The sequence below is a fragment of the Microbacterium sp. lyk4-40-TSB-66 genome (assembly GCF_030209475.1).
Taxonomy (GTDB): Bacteria; Actinomycetota; Actinomycetes; order Actinomycetales; family Microbacteriaceae; genus Microbacterium.
On sequence record NZ_JARVRW010000001.1, the window covers coordinates 212052 to 229589 of the forward strand.

The 17538-nt window shown below is 72.0% G+C and carries 13 protein-coding genes; 6 read left to right on the plus strand and 7 right to left on the minus strand.

Annotated features, from left to right (window positions below):
* The first annotated feature begins 95 nt into the window (after nucleotides 1-95).
* The 5 genes from QRO03_RS00985 (at nucleotide 96) to QRO03_RS01005 (ending at nucleotide 4514) form a co-directional block, all read left to right on the plus strand.
* Nucleotides 96-425, plus strand: coding sequence for a PadR family transcriptional regulator (locus QRO03_RS00985; RefSeq protein WP_285135660.1), 330 nt, complete (start codon nucleotides 96-98; stop codon nucleotides 423-425).
* 1 nt (nucleotide 426) lies between these two features.
* Nucleotides 427-786, plus strand: coding sequence for a DUF1048 domain-containing protein (locus QRO03_RS00990; RefSeq protein ID WP_285135661.1), 360 nt, complete (start codon nucleotides 427-429; stop codon nucleotides 784-786).
* A 90-nt stretch (nucleotides 787-876) separates the two neighbouring features.
* On the plus strand, nucleotides 877-1665 hold the full coding sequence (locus QRO03_RS00995) for an ABC transporter ATP-binding protein (RefSeq protein WP_285135662.1): 789 nt from the start codon (nucleotides 877-879) through the stop codon (nucleotides 1663-1665).
* Entirely contained in the window at nucleotides 1662-2423 is a 762-nt protein-coding gene (locus QRO03_RS01000; RefSeq protein ID WP_285135663.1) for an ABC transporter permease, read from the plus strand. Before QRO03_RS00995 ends, QRO03_RS01000 begins: the two co-directional genes overlap by 4 nt.
* A 162-nt stretch (nucleotides 2424-2585) precedes the next feature.
* Entirely contained in the window at nucleotides 2586-4514 is a 1929-nt protein-coding gene (locus tag QRO03_RS01005) for a BglG family transcription antiterminator (RefSeq protein WP_285135664.1), read from the plus strand.
* 797 nt (nucleotides 4515-5311) lie between these two features.
* Here QRO03_RS01005 and QRO03_RS01010 read toward each other — a convergent pair.
* The 6 genes from QRO03_RS01010 to QRO03_RS01035 all read right to left on the minus strand — a co-directional run bounded on the left by QRO03_RS01010 (nucleotide 5312) and on the right by QRO03_RS01035 (nucleotide 11720).
* A complete protein-coding gene (locus tag QRO03_RS01010) occupies nucleotides 5312-6271 on the minus strand; it encodes a type IV toxin-antitoxin system AbiEi family antitoxin domain-containing protein (RefSeq protein WP_285135665.1) in 960 nt (319 codons plus the stop codon).
* Between the two features lie 327 nt (nucleotides 6272-6598).
* Nucleotides 6599-7942, minus strand: coding sequence for a non-hydrolyzing UDP-N-acetylglucosamine 2-epimerase (gene wecB, locus QRO03_RS01015; protein WP_350224110.1), 1344 nt, complete (start codon nucleotides 7940-7942; stop codon nucleotides 6599-6601).
* Complete coding sequence (gene xrtS, locus QRO03_RS01020) at nucleotides 7939-8802, minus strand: exosortase S (RefSeq protein ID WP_285135666.1); 864 nt, start codon at nucleotides 8800-8802, stop codon at nucleotides 7939-7941. Before xrtS ends, wecB begins: the two co-directional genes overlap by 4 nt.
* A gap of 65 nt (nucleotides 8803-8867) precedes the next feature.
* Nucleotides 8868-10232 carry an XrtP-associated glycosyltransferase gene (locus tag QRO03_RS01025; protein ID WP_285135667.1) on the minus strand — a complete coding sequence of 455 codons (1365 nt, stop codon included), beginning with the start codon at nucleotides 10230-10232 and terminating at the stop codon, nucleotides 8868-8870.
* The gene (locus tag QRO03_RS01030; protein WP_183418296.1) at nucleotides 10229-10426 is read right to left on the minus strand and encodes an LPXTG cell wall anchor domain-containing protein; all 198 of its coding nucleotides are present in this window, start codon (nucleotides 10424-10426) and stop codon (nucleotides 10229-10231) included. Before QRO03_RS01030 ends, QRO03_RS01025 begins: the two co-directional genes overlap by 4 nt.
* A gap of 4 nt (nucleotides 10427-10430) precedes the next feature.
* Complete coding sequence (locus QRO03_RS01035) at nucleotides 10431-11720, minus strand: PVV-CTERM domain-containing choice-of-anchor G protein (RefSeq protein WP_285135668.1); 1290 nt, start codon at nucleotides 11718-11720, stop codon at nucleotides 10431-10433.
* A gap of 259 nt (nucleotides 11721-11979) precedes the next feature.
* Between QRO03_RS01035 and QRO03_RS01040 the strand changes: the two genes are divergently transcribed.
* Nucleotides 11980-14415, plus strand: a complete 2436-nt coding sequence (locus QRO03_RS01040) for a helix-turn-helix transcriptional regulator (protein WP_285135669.1) — start codon at nucleotides 11980-11982, stop codon at nucleotides 14413-14415.
* Nucleotides 14416-14533: 118 nt separating this feature from the next.
* On the opposite strand, the gene QRO03_RS01045 is transcribed toward QRO03_RS01040, so the two are convergent.
* Nucleotides 14534-17434, minus strand: coding sequence for an RCC1 domain-containing protein (locus QRO03_RS01045; RefSeq protein ID WP_285135670.1), 2901 nt, complete (start codon nucleotides 17432-17434; stop codon nucleotides 14534-14536).
* Nucleotides 17435-17538: the final 104 nt, after the last annotated feature.

Here is a 17538-nt window from a genome sequence, read left to right on the forward strand (position 1 = left end):
TGTTCCCGAGGATGCGGACGCCGCGCTATTCAGTGTTGCAAAGTACTGGTAGTGAGTGTTACTTTGTAGCGGTAGTCAGCGACAAGGAGTAGCAGATGGGCAAGCAGGACACCGAGATGCTCAAAGGCGTCCTGGAGGGCGTCGTGCTCGCCGTCCTCGCGGGCCGACCCGCGTACGGGTACGAGATCACGGCCGACCTGCGTGAGCGCGGGTTCGCCGATCTCGCCGAGGGGACGGTCTACGCCATCCTCGTGCGCATCGAGCAGCGCGGTCTCGTCGACGTCGAGAAGGTCGCGTCGGAGAAGGGTCCGCCCCGCAAGGTCTTCACGCTCAACGACGACGGGCGAGCTCAGCTCGCAGAATTCTGGACGACCTGGAGCACGCTCGCCGACCGGCTCGAAGCGCTCCGCGAGAAGAGGAAGTGACATGGCCTGGTACGAGAAGATCATCGGCGACCTGAGCGCCAAGAAGCAGTGGCGCGAATGCCGTCAGCGCGTGCACGCCCTCCCTCAGCCCTACCGGCAGACCGCCATCGCCCTCGAGCGCTACCTGCTGACTCTCGGGCCTACAGAGGACACCGACGGCCTCATCCGCATGGTCAGCGACCTCGCCGAGCTGCTCGAGCAGGGGGCGGCGGATCGGACGCCCATCCGCGACCTCGTGGGAGAAGATCCCGTCGTGTTCGCCGAGGAGTTCATGGCGAACTACGGCGACGGCAGCTGGATCGGCCGCGAGCGCGCGCGCCTCACACGCGCCATCGACGAGGCGGCCCGCAGCCAGGGCTGATCCGCCTCGCCCGCACGCCCTCCGACCCCCGGTCGATCGGAGGCGATGGTCCCGTGCGCCCTGCGGCCGGTCGAATCGGAAGGAACATCCATGCCTCTCATCGAGACGGCCCCCGCCATCCGCGTGCGGGGGCTCATGAAGTCCTACGGCGACGTGCACGTGCTCACGGGCGTCGACCTCGACGTCGCGCGCGGGACGATCGTCGCCCTGCTCGGCTCCAACGGCGCCGGCAAGACCACCGCGGTCCGCATCCTGTCGACCCTCCTCTCCGCCGACGGCGGAACAGCCGAGGTCGACGGCACCGACGTCGCGACCGACGGGGCTCGGGTGCGCACCGCGATCAGCTTGACGGGGCAGTTCGCCGCCGTCGACGAGGTGCTCACCGGGCGCGAGAACCTCACTCTCGTCGCCCGCCTCCGGCGCCTCGCCCACCCGCGCCGCGTCGCCGACGAGATGCTCGCGCGGTTCTCGCTGACGGATGCCGCCGGTCGCGCGGCATCCACGTATTCGGGCGGAATGCGGCGCCGCCTCGACATCGCGATGAGCCTCGTCGGCGATCCGGCCGTCGTCTTCCTCGACGAACCCACCACCGGACTCGACCCGCAGGCGCGCATCGACGTGTGGGAGGCCGTCCGCGCGCTCGCCGCGGCCGGCACCACCGTGCTGCTGACCACGCAGTACCTCGAGGAGGCCGAGCAGCTGGCCGACCGCATCGCGATCCTGCACGAGGGGCGCATCATCGCCGAGGGCACCCTCGCCGATCTGCGGGCGCTGTTCCCCGCCGCCACACGGGAGTTCGTCGAGAAGCAACCCAGCCTCGAGCAGATCTTCCTCGCCATCGTCGGCCCGACCGGCGCCACCGAAGCGGAGGCATCATGACCACCCACGCCCTCTCCGACACGGCCGTGCTCACCGGCCGGTCGCTGCGGCACATCCTGCGCAGCCCCGACACGATCGTGACCACGGCGATCATGCCGATCGCGATGATGCTGCTGTTCGTCTTCGTCTTCGGCGGCGCCATCGACACCGGCGGCACCGCGTACGTCGACTACCTGCTGCCCGGTATCCTGCTGGTGACCGTGGCATCCGGGATCGCCTACACCGCCTACCGGCTGTTCCTCGATCTGAAGGGCGGCATCGTCGACCGGTTCCGTTCCCTGCCGATCGCGGCCTCCAGCGTGTTGTGGGGTCACGTGCTCACCTCCCTGATCGCGAACGCGGCATCCCTATCGCTCGTCGTGGGGGTCGCGCTGCTGCTGGGATTCCGCTCGGGGGCGTCGGTCGCCGCCTGGCTCGGGGTGGTCGGCATCCTGATGCTCTTCACCCTCGCCCTGACGTGGATCGCGGTCATCGCGGGACTCGCGGCGAAGACGATCGACGGTGCCAGCGCCTTCAGCTACCCGCTGATCTTCCTGCCGTTCGTCAGCTCGGCGTTCGTGCCCACCGACACGATGCCCGGGCCCGTGCGGTGGTTCGCCGAGAACCAGCCCGTCACCTCGATCGTCGACACCATCCGCGCCCTGCTGTCGCAGCAGCCCGTCGGCGGACAGATCTGGGTCGCGTCGGCGTGGTGCTTCGCGATCCTCGTCGTCGCCCTGACGATCGCGGTCGCCCTGTTCCGGCGCACCGCGCGGTGAGGAGCCGCGCGGTCGCGGCGGCGGGTCGGCCCGCCGCCGCCATCGCGCGGGCGGCCGGTTCGTCCCCGCCGGTGCAGCGCGCGCGCGGGCCCGCCCCGCTGCGGCGCACGCGTGGTTGGATGGAGGGGACGCTGCCCACCGGGGCGGTGCGGAGGACGGATCGTGACGACGAAGACTCGCCAAGACCGCCTCGTGGCACTGCTGCTGCGCGATGCGGAATGGTCGACGGCGGCGTCTCTGGCCGACGCGCTCGGGGTGACCCCGCGCAGCGTCCGCTCCTACGTCACAGCGGTCAACGCCCGTGTCCCCGGGGGCGCGGCGATCGAATCGGGTCCGCAGGGGTATCGCGCTGGAAGCAACGCGGCCGCCGCCCTGCGCTCGATCACCGGATCCGACGCGGGAACCCCGCGCGACCGCCTGCACACGCTCGTGCGCCGCCTGCTGGATGCCGCCGACGGCATCGACGTCTTCGACACCGCCGACTCGCTGCACGTCAGCCCCGCCACCCTCGAGGCCGACCTGTCACGCGTGCGGGGGCTTCTCGGTGGAACCGAGCTGACGCTCGAGCGCTCGGCATCCACCGCCCGTCTTCGCGGGACCGAGGTCGCGCAGCGGCGTCTGCTGTCGAAGCTCGCGCACGACGAGATGGATGCCGGCCTCTTCGACCTCGACGCGCTGCGGCGCACGCTCGGGGAGCGCTCGGTCGGGGCTCGCGCCTTCGGACCGTTCAAGGCCGAGCTGGTGGCCGAACTCGGAGCCCTGGGCTATTACGTCAACGAGATCGGCATCGGCGACGTGGTCATGCACATCGCCATCGCCGCCGACCGCACCACCCGCGACCGCGCCCTCGGCTCACCCGGCGGTGATTCCTCCGACGCCGCAGCCGCCGTCGTCACGCTGCTCGACCGCCTGACGCTCAAGCACATCGGCGTGCAACTGGGCTCCGGAGATCTGCGTCACCTCGCGACCCTCGTGCTCACCCGCATCGTCGCCCCCGGCTCCCCGGGCGACGACGACGTGCGCGCGCGCCTCGATCCGGCGGTGGAGGTCGCGGTGCGCCGGGTCGTCGAGAACGCGGCATCCGAGTTCCTCGTGGACATCGCCCATGACGACTTCATCCTCCGTCTGGCGCTGCACGTGCAGAACCTCCTCGCGCGGGCACGGGAGCAGGCGTGGTCGCGCAACCCGCTCACGCGATCGCTCAAGTCGACGTATCCGATGATCTTCGAGGTCGCCGTCTACATCGCCAAGGGGCTGCAGGACGGCCTCGGCATCCCGATCCTCGACGACGAGATCGCCTACATCGCCATGCACGTCGGCGGGCGGCTCGAACGCAGTCGCCGGGCCGACCAGCTGCTGACGGCGACCATCGTGTGCCCCGGGTACTACGAGATGCAGGAACTCCTGCGCTCGAGCGTCGACCGCTCCCTCGGCCAGGCGATCGAGGTCGTCGGCGTCGAGACGCGCATCGATCCGTCGTGGGATGCCATCGACACCGACCTCGTGCTCACCACGATCGACCCGCCGCGTCCGGGTGACCGCTTCGTACGGATCCAGCCGTTCCTCACCGACGCCGATGTCGAGCGGGTGCAGGCCGCGGCCGGGCGCATCCGCCGCGGGCGACGCCTGGCGCGTCTGCGGGCCGAACTCGAGCGCTATTTCGCGCCCGAGGCGTTCGTCCGGGGCCTGGATGCCACCGACGGCGAGGCCGGCGTCATCCGGCGCCTGGGCGGGCTGCTGGTCTCGCAGGGCGTCATCGACGAGGACTACGTCTTGCGCGCCGTCGAGCGCGAGGCCATCTCGTCGACGGCGTTCACCGACGCGCTCGCCGTGCCGCACGCGATGGGTATGACCGCGACCCAGACGCGCATCGCGATCGGCATCGCCGACCCCTCGATCGCCTGGGGCGAGGGACGCGTGCAGGTGGTGGCGCTCGTGGCGTTCAGCGAGACCGACCGCGAGGCGTTCCAGACCGTGTTCGAGCAGTTCGTCGAGGTGTTCAGCGAGCGCGACAGCGTGCAGCGGATCGTGCGTCGCGCGACCTCGTTCCCGGCGTTCCTCGACGAGCTGGTCGCGGTGATCGACGGCTGAGACCGCGCGGCGGGGCGCGGGGTGGTGTGTGCGCCTGGGGTCTGCTCGCTTGGGGCGGCGCGGTGGGGCGTCGAGCCGCGCGGCGCGGGGCGTGGGGCGTGCGGTGGGGCGTCGGGCCCGCGTGCCGCGCGGCGTGGGGCGTGGCGTCGGGCGTGGGGTGTGCTGTGGGGCATTGCGAATGTGCAGTGGGGCGCGGGATGTGTAGCGGGGCGCGGGATGTGTAGCGGGGCGTCGGGCCTGTGGTGGGGCGCGGGGCGTGCAGTGGGGCGGGTTGTGGTCGCCCCGGTGCATATTGGGTGCCCCGGTCGGGCTGAGCTGGCGTGTGCGGCGCGGGCGCTGATGCGCGTGGGTCTTGGCGGCGCGTGCGATATGCAATGGGGCGCCGGGTGTGCAGCGGGGCGTGGGGTGTGCGATGGGGGATCGCGAACGTGCAGTGGGGCGCGGGATGTGTAATGGGCGGGTTGTGGTCGCCCCGGTGCACATTGGGTGCCCCGGTCGGGCTGACGTGGCGTGGCGTGTGCGGCGCGGGCACTGGTGGGCGTGGCGTGTTGGCGGGGCGTGGGATGTGCGGTGGGGGATCGCGAACGTGCAGTGGGTCGTGGGGTGTGCGGTGGGGCGCGGGATGTGCAGTGGGGCGGGTTGTCGTCGCCCCAGTGCACATTGCGTGCCCCGGTCGGGCGTGCCCCGGTCGGGCTGAGCTGGCGTGTGCGGCGCGGGCGCTGGTGGTCGTGGCGGGAGCCCGGCGGCGGAGGCCTGGTACATGCTGGCGCGGGACTCTGCACCCGCGGTCGGGCGGGTCAGCGCGGGGGCGTGATGCCGAACGCGTGAAGGCGCCGGCCGAGGGTCGCGGCATCGCGAAGGTCGTCCCATCCCCACCGGGCGAAGCGCCTGTTCGTCGTCCCACGGATCCAGTCCTCGCGCCGTTTCTCACGGTCGACCACCTCGAACGCCGATCTCCCGGCCGCCTCGGCGAGCTCGTTGTACTTGGCCTTCCCATCGAACTCGCCCCATGCGCCCACGTCGTCGAGTCCGAAGTCGACCCAGTAGGTGCCGCCGTGCGGCGCGGCCACGGGAACCTGCAGCGACGGTGCGGCGAAGCCGAGATCGAGCAGCCGCATCCGGCTGACGCTTTCTCCCGGGAGCTGGGCACGACCATCCGCGAGGTGCAGGATGCGCTCCGCCGTGCGCCGGTTCCGCCTCGCGAGACCCGCCCAGGCGAGAGCCTCCTCGCGCAGACGGGACGCTGCCTCCGCGTCGTACGCCCCCGGCGGCTCGAATGCGTGTCGCCGCAACGCCGCGTCTGCGACGCTGAGCGAGACGTCCCGCATTTCGTTGCGCGCGACGTCGGCGACGGTTCGGGCGAGGGGCGTGCACCAGAGACCGTTCACCTCCTCGAAGCTGCGATCGTCGAGGTCGCGGTGTCGCACGACATCTGCGGGTGCACCGGGGCGCTCGTCGGTGCTGAGGACATGGAGTCTGCCGTCGTCGCGCAGGCAGGGGAGTCCGTGTATGGCGGCCGCGGTGATCCCGCAGAACGTCGGCCGCCGTCGGCTGATCAGCGCGAGCGCGCGGGCCCCGACGACGACCTTCTGCTCCGCGCGGGTGAGGTGCGCCATGTCTTCCGCGCGTGCGTAGACGCCGTGTCGGACGACCGCGAGGTGACCCTGCTCGACCTCGCGGCGCACGCGCCGAGAACCCCACCCGAGGTCGTCGAGCTGTCGGCGGCGAATGAGCGGCAGCGTGAATTCCGACGTCATCCGCCCACGATGCCGCGATCCCCGTCGCGACGTTGTCGCTGACGCCGTCCTCGTGGAGGAGTCAGGTGTGAGCGCCGCGGGGGAGGAACGGTGGCGTGACCGCTGCCGGGGCCGAAAATGTGCAGCGGGGCGATTCTCGGTCGCCCCACTGCACATTCCGCGCCCCGTCGGGCCACCCGGCCGCCGCGCAGCGCCCCTGCGCCGCTCGGCAGTCGGCCGCCCCCTGCGCCGCTGGCCGCCCACCGCCCCCCCTGCGCCACCGGCAGCCCGCCCCCTTAGCCGGCGGCCGATCGCGGCCTTACCTACACACCCGCGACCGCGCCCGAACTACAGGCCGACGCCGGCAAGTTCCGCGGGCTCGGCGGGTGCCGACCCCTTCGCGGCCCCCGCGACCGAAGCCCCCACTGGCGTCTCCACGACCGGAGCCTCCACGAGTGCATCCGCACCCGCAGCAGCATCCGCACCCGCATCCGCACCCGCCGCAGCATCGGCACCCGCCGCAGCACCCGCACCCGCACCAGCACCCGCACCCGCACCCGCACCCCCCGCCGCAACGCCCAGCAACCGCTCGATCGCGTCGACGGCGCGCGGGGCGGCGCGACCGTCGCCGTAGAGGTTCTGCGCCCGGGACATCCGCGCGTGCGCCGCGGGGTCGTCGAGCAGAGCGGAGAGCTCCGCGACGACCGCCTCCCGCCTCGTACCGATGAGGCGCGCCGCCCCCGCGGCGACCCCCTCGCCACGTTCGGTGGTCTCGCGCACCACGAGCGCCGGCACGCCGAGGGCCGGCGCCTCCTCCTGCACACCCCCCGAATCGGTCACCGTGCAGTAGGCCCGCCCCAGCATGCGCCCGAACTGGGCGTAGGGGAGGGGCTCGCAGAGCACGACCCGCTCCGCATCGCCGACGGCCGCGCGCACCTCGGCACGGACCTGCGGATTGGGATGCAGGGGGAGCACCGCCACCACGTCGGGACGCGCTGAGACGACCTCGGCGATGCCCGAGGCGATACGCCCGAGCGGCCCACCCCACGACTCGCGCCGATGCACCGTGACGAGCACGACGCGCTGCGTACCTACGGCGATCTGCTCCATCGCGGGATCGTCGAAGCGGTGCGGGTGCGTCTTCTGGCGGTGCAGGGCGTCGATGCCGGTGTTGCCGGTGACGACGATGTCGTCGGCGCTCACGCCCTCCGCGAGGAGGTTCCGCTCAGCCGCACCCGTCGGAGCCAGATGCAGCGATGCCAGCGGTGCGATGAGGCGCCGGTTGCCCTCCTCGGGGAAAGGTGAGCGCAGATCGCCCGAGCGCAGACCCGCTTCGAGATGGATGACGCGAGCGCCGGCGTAGTAGGCCGCCACCGCGGCGAGCGCGGCGCTCGCGGTGTCGCCCTGCACCACCACGGCATCCGGTGCTCCGTCGGCCCAGCGGGCCGAGAGGGCGGCGAAGATCGTCGAGGTCGTCTCGGCGAGGGCGGCGCCGCGACGGAACACGTCGAGATCGGCGTCGGGACGGATGCCGAACGACGCGTTTATCTCGGCGACCATCTCGCGGTGCTGGCCGGTGACGGTCACGGTCGTGCGGATGCCGTTGCGTCGCCGCAGCTCCGCGACGAGCGGGGCGCACTTGATCGCCTCGGGCCGCGTGCCGTAGACGACGTCGATCCACGGGTATGTCACGGGCGGTTCCCTTCGTTCGGGTCGGACGCGGAGGGGCGCGACGCGGTCCCGCCGGCGTCGGCTACAGCGGACGGCGCCGGGCGCGACGCGGTCCCGCCGGCGTCGGCTACAGCGGACGGCGCCGGGCGCGACGCGGTCCCGCCGGCGTCGGCCACAGCGGACGGCGCCGGGCGCAACGCGGTCCCGCCGGCGCCGTCCACAGGTGAGGGCGTCGTACTCGACGCGTGGGGCGAAGCCCCCGCGGAGCCACCCGCACGAGCCCCCGACCGCCCGAACGCGCCGGGCCCGGACCCGACCGAACCCGCCCCCGCAGAACGAGACGCAGCGGCACCGGAGCCGACCGCGCCGGGCGCCCGACCACCCGCCCGCCGCGAGCCGGCCTCGCGCAGCGAGATCCGCAGCAGCAGCACGATCGCCAGGACGAACCCAACGATGACGAACAGCGAACCGACGTAGCGGTGCACGAGGTCGAATCCCTCGCGCCCGTAGGCGCCGTACGCCCAGGCGGCGGAGGCGAAGCGGATCATGTTGCAGGCCACGGCGAGACCGAGTCCCACCAGCAGCCCGATCCCGACGCGGCCCGTGGGGGCACGCGTGATGCCGGTGATCGCGACGGCGAGCAGCAGCAGCGGGACCGCCAGCACGGTGGTCGAGCACATCGTGGTGATGACCAGACCCGTGACTTCGGGGGTCCCGATGCCGAACCATACGATGGGGCCTGCGGCGACGGCGCGGCCGGGGGCGACGAGGCCGATGAACTCGCGCGCGAGGATCGCCTCGGCGGCACGCGTGGTCGCCTCGGTCGCGATGAGGGCCGCTGCGGCGATCGCCAGCGCCCCCGCGGTGGCGAGGCGCGCCATTCGGACGCGTCGGTCACGCGCGTTCGCCCGGCCCCCGCGGGCCCGGAGAGGCGAGACCGCGACGCTCACGATTCCACCGCCAGCAGCAGGCGTCCGGCCTCGGCGTTGCGGCGGGTCTTGGTCCATCCGCGGCGCCCCGTCATCATGCGGGCGAAGGCGCGTACCACGCAGATGTAGCTCTGGTACATGTACAGCCAGTAGCCCAGACCCCAGAGTCCCGCACGCCAGAGGGGATGCCGCTCCTCCCGCGTGACGTACACGATGGGCCAGAGGGCGAAGGGGAGGATGCCGGTGAGCACCCACAGCGGGATGATCCAGGTGGCGCCGGCCAGCCACCCGAACAGCCCGCCGGGCGAGAGCGCTCCCGACACGATCATGGCGATGGTGACCGTGGGCCAGAGCACGAACCCGATCAGTTGGATGTAGGGGATGGCGAGGAAGTACGCCGCCTCCAACGCCCCCGCGTTGGTGAAGGTGCGCGACGCGTAGATCTTCGGGAGGTAGCGGGCGCACTGCAGCCCGCCCTGGCACCAGCGGGTGCGCTGGGTGAGCAGGCGTCGGGCCGAGGGCAGGGCCTCTTGCGACACCCAGGTGTCGTGGGCGTAGACGGTGCGGTAGCCGGCGAGCATGATGCGAAGGCCCACCTCGTAGTCCTCCAGCAGGGCGTCGCCCCACGGCACGCCCTCCTCGGCGGAGGCGGCGCGCAGCGCGCTGAGGCGGGTGAACTGTCCGTTGCCGCCGAGCCCCACCGACACCGTCCGCATGCGCAGCACCTGCATCGCGGCGATGGTCGTGCGGAACTCGATGTCCTGCATGCGGATGAGGTAGCGCGCCCAGGCCTGCCCGAGCTTGCCCTGCCCCGGGGCCGGGGCGGGGTCGTCGCGGTTGCTCATGCGCACCGCCACCTGCATCGCGCCCACATCGGGCGAGCCGAATGCCGCGAGCCCGGCCGCCTGGGCGAGGGCGTTCTCGGCGAGCGATCCGTCGGCGTCGAGGACGATCACGATCGTGTGATCGTCCTCGACGCCGCGGTCACCGCGCAGCGCCCGCCACTCCGCTAACAGGGCATACGCGGCGTTCAGGGCGGCCCCCTTGCCCGTGCGGGCGTCGGGGAGCCGGCGGATCACGGCGTGCACCAGCGGATCCGTGTCGGCGAAGCCCGCGACGATGTCGCCGGTGCCGTCGGTGCTGGCGTCGTCGATGATCCACAGATGAACCGTCGGGAACCGCTCTCGAGTCCTCCTGATCGTCTCGGCGATCACTGCCGCCTCGTCTCGACAGGGGATGAACGCGTGCCACTCGAACGCCGCCGGATCGCCCTCGACGGCGCCACGACGGCGTACGAAGGGAACCACGATCAGCGCCGTGTAGGTGAGGAACATCACCAGGAAGACGAAAGACAGCGAGAAGAGGAACTCGAGGGCGTTCACGAGCGGGGGGTGTCCTCTCCGGATGCCAGGTCGACGGCATCCTGTGACCGATGACGCCGCGAGCGCCAGGCCAGCAGTCCGCCGATCACGGCCGCGCCGACCCCGACGACGGCGAGTGTCGCCGTCGGGGCCGCGTAGCCGGTGACCGCGAGAATGCCGACGGCGCCGCCGCCCATCGCACCGTTGCGGTACACGCGATCAGCCCTGGGCCGGTGCGGCTGCGAGCTGGCTGCGGCGTCGCAGCATCACCGCGGCGACGATGACGGCTGCGAGACCGAATCCGCCACCGGCGAGGGCCAGCGACTCGGGACCGGCGACCGGAACAGCGAGCTGCCCGGCGTTGGGACCGACCGACGCGGTGGCCAGATCGACGGTCGCGATCGCGCCCGCCGTGCCGAGCCCGACGCGCAGCGCCGTCTGGGTGAAGGTGCCGCCGTCCGTCGACTGCACGTTGACCTGCAGCTGCGCGAGCGCGGTGATGGCCGCGCCGAGCGGGCCCTGGAGGCTGTCGACCAGGCCGTCGAGCACCGGGTTGATGACGGCTTCCGCGACACCGAGTGCGGTGCCGAGGACGAGACCGGCCAGACCCAGCTCGTCGACGCGGGCCTGGACGGCATTCAGGATCCCGTTGACGCCGTCGGAGATCTGCGACACCACGGCCGCGGGCACGAACGACAGCAGGTCGGTGCCGGCGGGGAGCTCGTTGATGTCGGCGACCCCCGCCGCGGCGAGCAGGTCGTCCTCGGTCAGCGTGATGGTGCCCGAGGAGAACGGGTTGTCGAGGTCGAGACCGGTGACGGCGGCCGCGGCGAGCAGCGTGTCGATCGCGGGGTTGAGGGTGTTCAGCACGCCCGAGACGAGGGTTCCGTTGACGACGATGCCGACGTCGGCGACGACGTACTGTCCGCTCTGGGTGCCGTCGGTGTCGTTGAGGGCGGATGCCGCGAGCGTTCCGATGTTCACCTGCAGCCCCGCGAGGGCGTCGGCACCGCCGACCGTGATGCTGGCGGTGTTCTCCGCGGAGGGGTCGCCGACGCTGGAGGGCGTGACGGTGCCGACGCCGATGAGGCTCGGTGCCGCCGAGACCGCACCCGAGAACGCCGACGAGCTGCCGTCGTCGTTCGCGCGGGCGTACTGACCCACCGCGCCGAGCTGGATGATGCCGTTGTCGCCGAAGAGGTTCGTCGAACCCGCCTGAAGTGCGACGAGGCCGGCGATGGCCTCGGCGTCGAGGGGCTGGTCGACGATGACGTCGCCCGAGGCGTCGGTGTTGACGGCGTTCGCGCCACGGAGGGCGGCGACGGTGTCGAGGATGTCGGTGCCGAGGAGGGACGTCTGAACGAGACGGCCCGTGCCCTGCGACACGACGTCCGCGGGGGCAGCGTTCGCCGCCGTGGCGGGGAGGAGGAGTGCTGCGACGGCGGCGGTGGCCCCGATGGTGCGCACGGCCCGCCCCGTTCGGGCAGAGGTGTGTGGACGAATGGTCATGGATGCCTGCTTCCTGGATGGCCGCACACCTTCGAGCCCACCGCGGGCCGGATGGTGCGGTGCAAGGCGAAGCTAGGCGGGGGATCGCAGGCGGGCATCCGTGCCCCGTACGGAATCGGACTACTTAGGGGTCTCCTATGAACTCCGTATGCCGCTCGGACTACTGATTCCCCTCCCGAACCACGGACTCGGCACGCAGATCGGTGTAGGAACGAACCGGGGCGCGTCCGTGGACGCGTGGAGTTCAGGGAGACACGGCATGGGCGCAGGTCGACCATTGGTGGGGCGTACGCGAGAGAAGCTGATCGCGGCGGAGGCGTTGCGCGCGAAGCGCAGCGTGCTGCTGACGGGGCCCGCGCGCAGCGGCCGCTCGCGCCTGCTCGCGGCGATCGCCGAGGCGCAGCCCCGACCCACGTACATCGTCGAGACGCGGGCCGGTGTCGTCACGGTCCGCTCGGGGGTCTCCGATCGGCGCGCACTCGTCGGAGTCGACGACGTCGCCGACGCGGTCGCGGAGGTCGCGGCCCGCCGCGGGATCCTCGTCGTCGACGACATCGACCTGCTTCCGGATGCCGCGGCGGCGGCCCTCGTCGACGCGCTCGCCGCGTCGGACGCGGTGCTGCTCGCCGCCCTCGCTCCGCGGCACGAGGTCGCCCGCCGATCGGTGCACCGCTGGGAGCTGCTCAGGCCGCTCGTCGAGGACGCCGACCGGCTGAGCATCGCGGTGGGACCCCTGACCCTTCCCGAGACCGCCGCCCTCGGTAACGCGCTGCGGGAGAGCCGGCACGGGGTCGGACCCGCGGATGACGCATGGACGATGGCGCTGCATCACGTCAGCGCCGGCAGCCCCGCGCTCGTCGACGAGCTGGTCGAGGTGGCGGCGGTCCGCGGGCGGATGCACGCGGTGTGCCCGATCGAGCCGTTCGCCGATCTCCTGCCCGGCGGTCTCGTCGAATCCCTCACGCGGATGCTGGCGCCCCTCGACGCCCGCGACCGCCGTCTGCTGGCCATCGTGTTCGAGCTCGGGGCGATCCCGCTCCGCCACGTCGGGTCGGTCGTCCCCTCGGACGTCCTCGCGCGCTTTCACGACGGCAATCTCGTCGTCGCCGCGGTCGAGGCGGGGTCGGCTGCGGTGAGCCCTCTGCTGGCCCGGGTCGTTCAGGAGTCCGCGCCGCGCGAGGAACACCCCGAGGAACGGCGCGACATCGCCCACCGTCTTCTCGACCTCCTCCGCCGGGGCGATGTGCTGACCCCGGCCGAGGAGGTGTTCTGCGCGCGTCACGCCGGGCTGGTCGAGACGACCGGTCCGTTGGCGGACCCGCTGGCCGCGGTCCTCCCGCGCGCGGCGCTGACACTCGCCCGATCGGGTGTGCCGCGCGATTCCCTCGCCATCATCGCCCGCATTCTGGACGGCGGCCCCGACCTGCGGGCCACGGCGGCGCTCGTCCTCACGCGCATCGCCCTGGAGGACTACACCGAGGCCGAGCTTCTTCTTCGGACTCTGCCCAAGCCCGTCACGGCGGCCGAGCGGGAGCTGGCGTTGCACGTGTACGTGCGCGCGCTCAGCGCCACGTGCGCCGGGTCGGAGGCAGCCGGCGACCGCCTACGAGCGCTGGTGAGCTGGGCGCCCGACGACGACGACTGGCGCATCCGACTCGACCACGCGGTGGCGATGCTGTCGCTGCCCAACGGGGCCTCCTTCGCCGAGAGAGCGCTCGGGCCCCAGCCCGTCGACGCTGCGCGGCCCGATGCGGCGGTCGTCGATTCCGCCCTGCAGGCGGCACTCGCCGCGTCACGCGGAGACGCCGCCCGCGCGCGTGCCCTGTTGCGCGGTCGACAGGCGACGCACGGGTGGGAGGTCGAGACCGACCTCACCCTGTTCCTCCTGCACGCCTACGCGATGGTGATGATCGGCGAAGACGTCGTCGCCGTCGAGAGTGCGACGCGGCGCCGCCTGCTGTCGGCGCGGTGGGGCGACCGGCAGGACGAGGTCGCCGTCCTCGCCCTCTTGGACGCGTCGGTGCAGCTCCTGCGCATGCGCCCCGATGTCGCCTTCACCAGTCTGCAGATCCCGCGGATCGCCCCGCCGGAGTCGCTGCGCATCTGGTACGACGCCATGGGCGCCGTCGCCTTCATCGCGCGGGGCGATCTCGTGCACGCGGCCGAGGCGCTCGAGCGGGTGGACGCGACGTCGACGGGATGGTCACGCGGTAGTTTCCCGGTGCTTCGCGAGACGGTCTGCGCGCGCTTCGAGGTGGCCAATGGGCGGCTGGATGCCGCGGCGGCACGCGCGCATCGCGCGATTCCGCTGGCGGAACGACGGATGCCGATCCTCCTGCCCTCGCTCCTGAGCGTCCTGGCGGACGCCGGCGTCCCCCTCGCGCTGGTCCGCGAGCGTGCCGTGTCGCTGGCGGAGCGGTTCGATCTCGCGCCCCTGCGCACCTTCGTCGACGGTATGCGCGTGGCCGCCCGGGTCGATCCCGAGCCCTCGCTCGATGTGCTGACATCGCGCGAACGGGAAGTGGTCGACCTCGCCGTGACGGGGGCGTCGAATGCGCAGATCGCCCGCCGTCTCGGTCTTTCGGTGCGCACGGTCGAATCGCACCTGCATCACGCGCGCACCCGCCTCGGAATGAGCCGCCACGAACGGTTCGGGCAGGTCGATCGCGCGTCCCGCCCGCTCGCCCGCCGCTGAGGGCCGCGCACTGGCCGCCGCGCACGAGAGCGCGACTCGGCCTCCGCCCGACGAGGGATGACATCGTCGGGCGGAGGCACCCGTCACCGTAGGATCTGCTGGTTCCTCGTGATCGAGTTCATCGGGGTGCGCGCAGAAGGTAGGCGGCCGTTGCGCCGTTGCCGGCGAGAATGGCGGTGACGGAGCTGGCGCCGCCGATCGCAATAGGCGTTGTGCGTTGCGTGGTGGTGCCGTCTCCGAGTTGCCCCCAGCTGTTGGCGCCCCAGCTGCGCAGGGTGCCGTATTGGCCCCCTGAATTGGGGCTCACGATCGCGTAGCCCGACTGGAGGCCCGCCGAGATCTGCGTCGCCGTGGTGATTCCCGAGACGGTGACGGCTGTGGTGGTGGCCGCCGTGCTGGTCGTGCCGATACCGAGCTGCCCGGTCGCGTTCGAGCCCCACGCCCTGATGGTCCCGGCGGAGGTCAGCGCGAGGCAGAACGTGTCGCCGGGGGCGATCTGCGTCACCCCGGTCACCCCCACGACGCTGACGGGAGTGGATTTGTCGGTGGTCGTGCCGTCACCGAGCTGGCCGAGGTTGTTGCGTCCCCACGACCGGAGGGTTCCGTCGGGCAGCAGTGCGAAGCAGGCCTCGCCATTCGCGGCGGCGATCAGGGTGACGCCTGCGAGACCCGACACCTGCACGGGGGTGGAGGTGTCGACTGTGCTGCCGTTGCCGAGCTGGCCGTTGTCGTTGCGTCCCCAGGAGCGCACCGTCCCGTCCGCCAGAAGTGCGTAACCGCTCGTGATTCCGCACGAGACGGACACGGCGGTGGTGATCCCGGTCACGGCGACGGGGGTCGGCGTGTCGCCGATGGTGCCGTTGCCGAGCTGGCCGCGATCGTTGCGTCCCCAGCTCCGGATCTCCCCGGATGCCAGAAGCGCCATCGCGAATCCCTGTCCCGCGGATATCTGCGTCACGTTGCTCAGGCCGGCGACTCGAGCCCAGACGGTGGGGCGGTTGGTGGTGGTGCCGTCGCCGAGCTGGCCGTTCTGGTTGTTGCCGATGGACCAGACCGTGCCGTCTTCCAGCAGGGCGAGGGAGAAGACGGTGCTCCAGCCGACGGCGAGCGAGGCAATGGGAGAGGGGAACACCTGCTTCAGCTGCGTCGGGGTGGGGACCGTGCTCGTCGTGGCAGGCGTCCCGAGGGCGAGGCCGTTCCCGATGCCGTAGGCGTTGGCGCCGAGCACGGTGAGCGCGGCGGTGCCGGTGGTGCCGTTGGCGGCGGCGGTGATGGTGCGGGTGGAGCCGGGGGTGGCCCACGTGTCGTTGAGGTTGACGACGGTGGATGCGACACCGGCGGTGTCCGTGGTGGCCGAGGCGGGGGTGAGGGTGGCGCCGTTGGGTCCGGTGAAGGCGACGGTCTTGCGGGCGGCGGGTTGGTTGGGGCCGTTGACGACGGTGGCGGTGACGGGGGTGTCGCCGGCGGCGGTGATCTGCTGGTTCGCGGAGGTCACCGATACGGCGGGTGCGGCACCGCGGAGCGTGAGGACTGCGCCACCGTTCGGTGCTGCTTGGAAGGAAGCGATGTCGTCGGTGCCGGGCAGAGTGATGGGGGTGGCGCGGTTGATCGTCGTCCCGTCGTTGAGCTCACCGTATTGATTGGATCCCCATCCCTTGTACTCGCCGGTCGCGAGTTGCGCGAAACTCGAGCCCACCGTGCTGACTATCGAGACGGCGTCAGCGGCGCCGACCACGGGGGTCGGACTATTGCGGTTGGTCGTTGTGCCGTCGCCCACGCTTCCTGTGCCGTTGTATCCCCAGCCGCGGAGCTCGCCTGTCGACAGGAGGGCGAATCCGGTGTTGCTACCCGCGGAGATCTGGGTAGCGGTGGTGATGCCCGAGACAGCGGTGGGCACGGCGACGTCGGTCGAGGCCGCATTTCCGATCTGCCCGTCGCGCCCGTAACCCCAAGCGCGCACCTGCCCGTTCGACAGCAGCGCATAGCAGGTGTTCCCACCGGCGCGTACCTGGGCGACACCGGTGAGCCCGGGACTGATAGGGATGTTGCTGCTTGTCGTCGTGCCGTTGCCGAGCTGGCCGTATCCGTTGTACCCCCATGTGCGAACCTCACCCGTTGAAAGAAGCGCGATTGCGGACCCTCCCGTCGCGCTGATCTCGACGGCGCCGGTGATCCCACCGACCGCTGTGGGGATCGACCGGTCGATGTTGGTGCCGTCGCCGATCTGGCCGCTGCCGTTGTATCCCCAGGCCAGCACACGGCCGTCGTTGAGCACCGCGTACACCGAGTTGAGGGTGCACGCGACTCGTGTCACCCCGGTGAGGCTCGGCACTCTCGCCCAGGTGGCGCGGCTCGTGGTGGTGCCGTCACCCAGGGCGCCGTATACGTTGCTGCCGATGGTCCACACCGTGCCGTCTTGCAGGAGCGCGACGGAGAAGGAGCCGGCAAACGGGTGGGAGCCGCCGCTCAGGGCGACGATGGGGGAGGGGAACACCTGCGATAGCTGGGCGGGCGGGCGGATGGTGGTGCCGGTCTGACCGGTGCCAGCCGATCCGGCCGGGTTGCCGTTGTACCCGCCGGCGCGGGCGTTGGCGCCGAGCATGGTGAGGGCTGCGGTCGTGGTGGCGCCGGTGGTGCTCGCGGTGACGGTCAGCGTGCTACCGGGGGTCGCCCACGTGTTGGTGGTGGTGAGGGTTGTGGTTGCCACGCCGTTGGTGATGGTGGCGTTCTGGGGCGAGAAGCTCGTGCCGGCCGGCCCGGAGAAGGTGACGACACCGCCGGTGAGGGGCTGCCCGGTGTTGTCGGTCGCGGTGGCGGTGACGGGGGTGGTGCCTGCGGCGACGGTCTGCATGTTCGGTGCGGTGACCGCGAGGGTGGGGGCGGTGGATGCCGCGAACGCGGGCGTCGCGGTGGTGACGACGATCGCGGGTACCGCCCACGCGGAGCCGGCGAGCACGGTGCGGCGGGAGAGGCGGGCGGACGACGCGGCGTCGTCGGCGGGGGCGAGGGTCTCGGTCACGGGGCGCTCCATCGGGGACGACCGCGCCAGCAGCGCGGAAATCGGGCGGCGACGAGGATCGCCGTACCCCATCACCCCATGCGCACGCCGACCGCGCGCGCGGC

Excerpts from the sequence above, each read along its gene's own strand:
- QRO03_RS00985 (WP_285135660.1), top strand. The coding sequence starts at position 96 with ATGGGCAAGCAGGACACCGAGATGCTCAAAGGCGTCCTGGAGGGCGTC.
- QRO03_RS00990 (WP_285135661.1), top strand. The coding sequence starts at position 427 with ATGGCCTGGTACGAGAAGATCATCGGCGACCTGAGCGCCAAGAAGCAG.
- QRO03_RS00995 (WP_285135662.1), top strand. The coding sequence starts at position 877 with ATGCCTCTCATCGAGACGGCCCCCGCCATCCGCGTGCGGGGGCTCATG.
- QRO03_RS01000 (WP_285135663.1), top strand. The coding sequence starts at position 1,662 with ATGACCACCCACGCCCTCTCCGACACGGCCGTGCTCACCGGCCGGTCG.
- QRO03_RS01010 (WP_285135665.1), bottom strand. The coding sequence starts at position 6,271 with ATGACGTCGGAATTCACGCTGCCGCTCATTCGCCGCCGACAGCTCGAC.
- xrtS (WP_285135666.1), bottom strand. The coding sequence starts at position 8,802 with ATGGCGCGCCTCGCCACCGCGGGGGCGCTGGCGATCGCCGCAGCGGCC.
- QRO03_RS01035 (WP_285135668.1), bottom strand. The coding sequence starts at position 11,720 with ATGACCATTCGTCCACACACCTCTGCCCGAACGGGGCGGGCCGTGCGC.
- QRO03_RS01040 (WP_285135669.1), top strand. The coding sequence starts at position 11,980 with ATGGGCGCAGGTCGACCATTGGTGGGGCGTACGCGAGAGAAGCTGATC.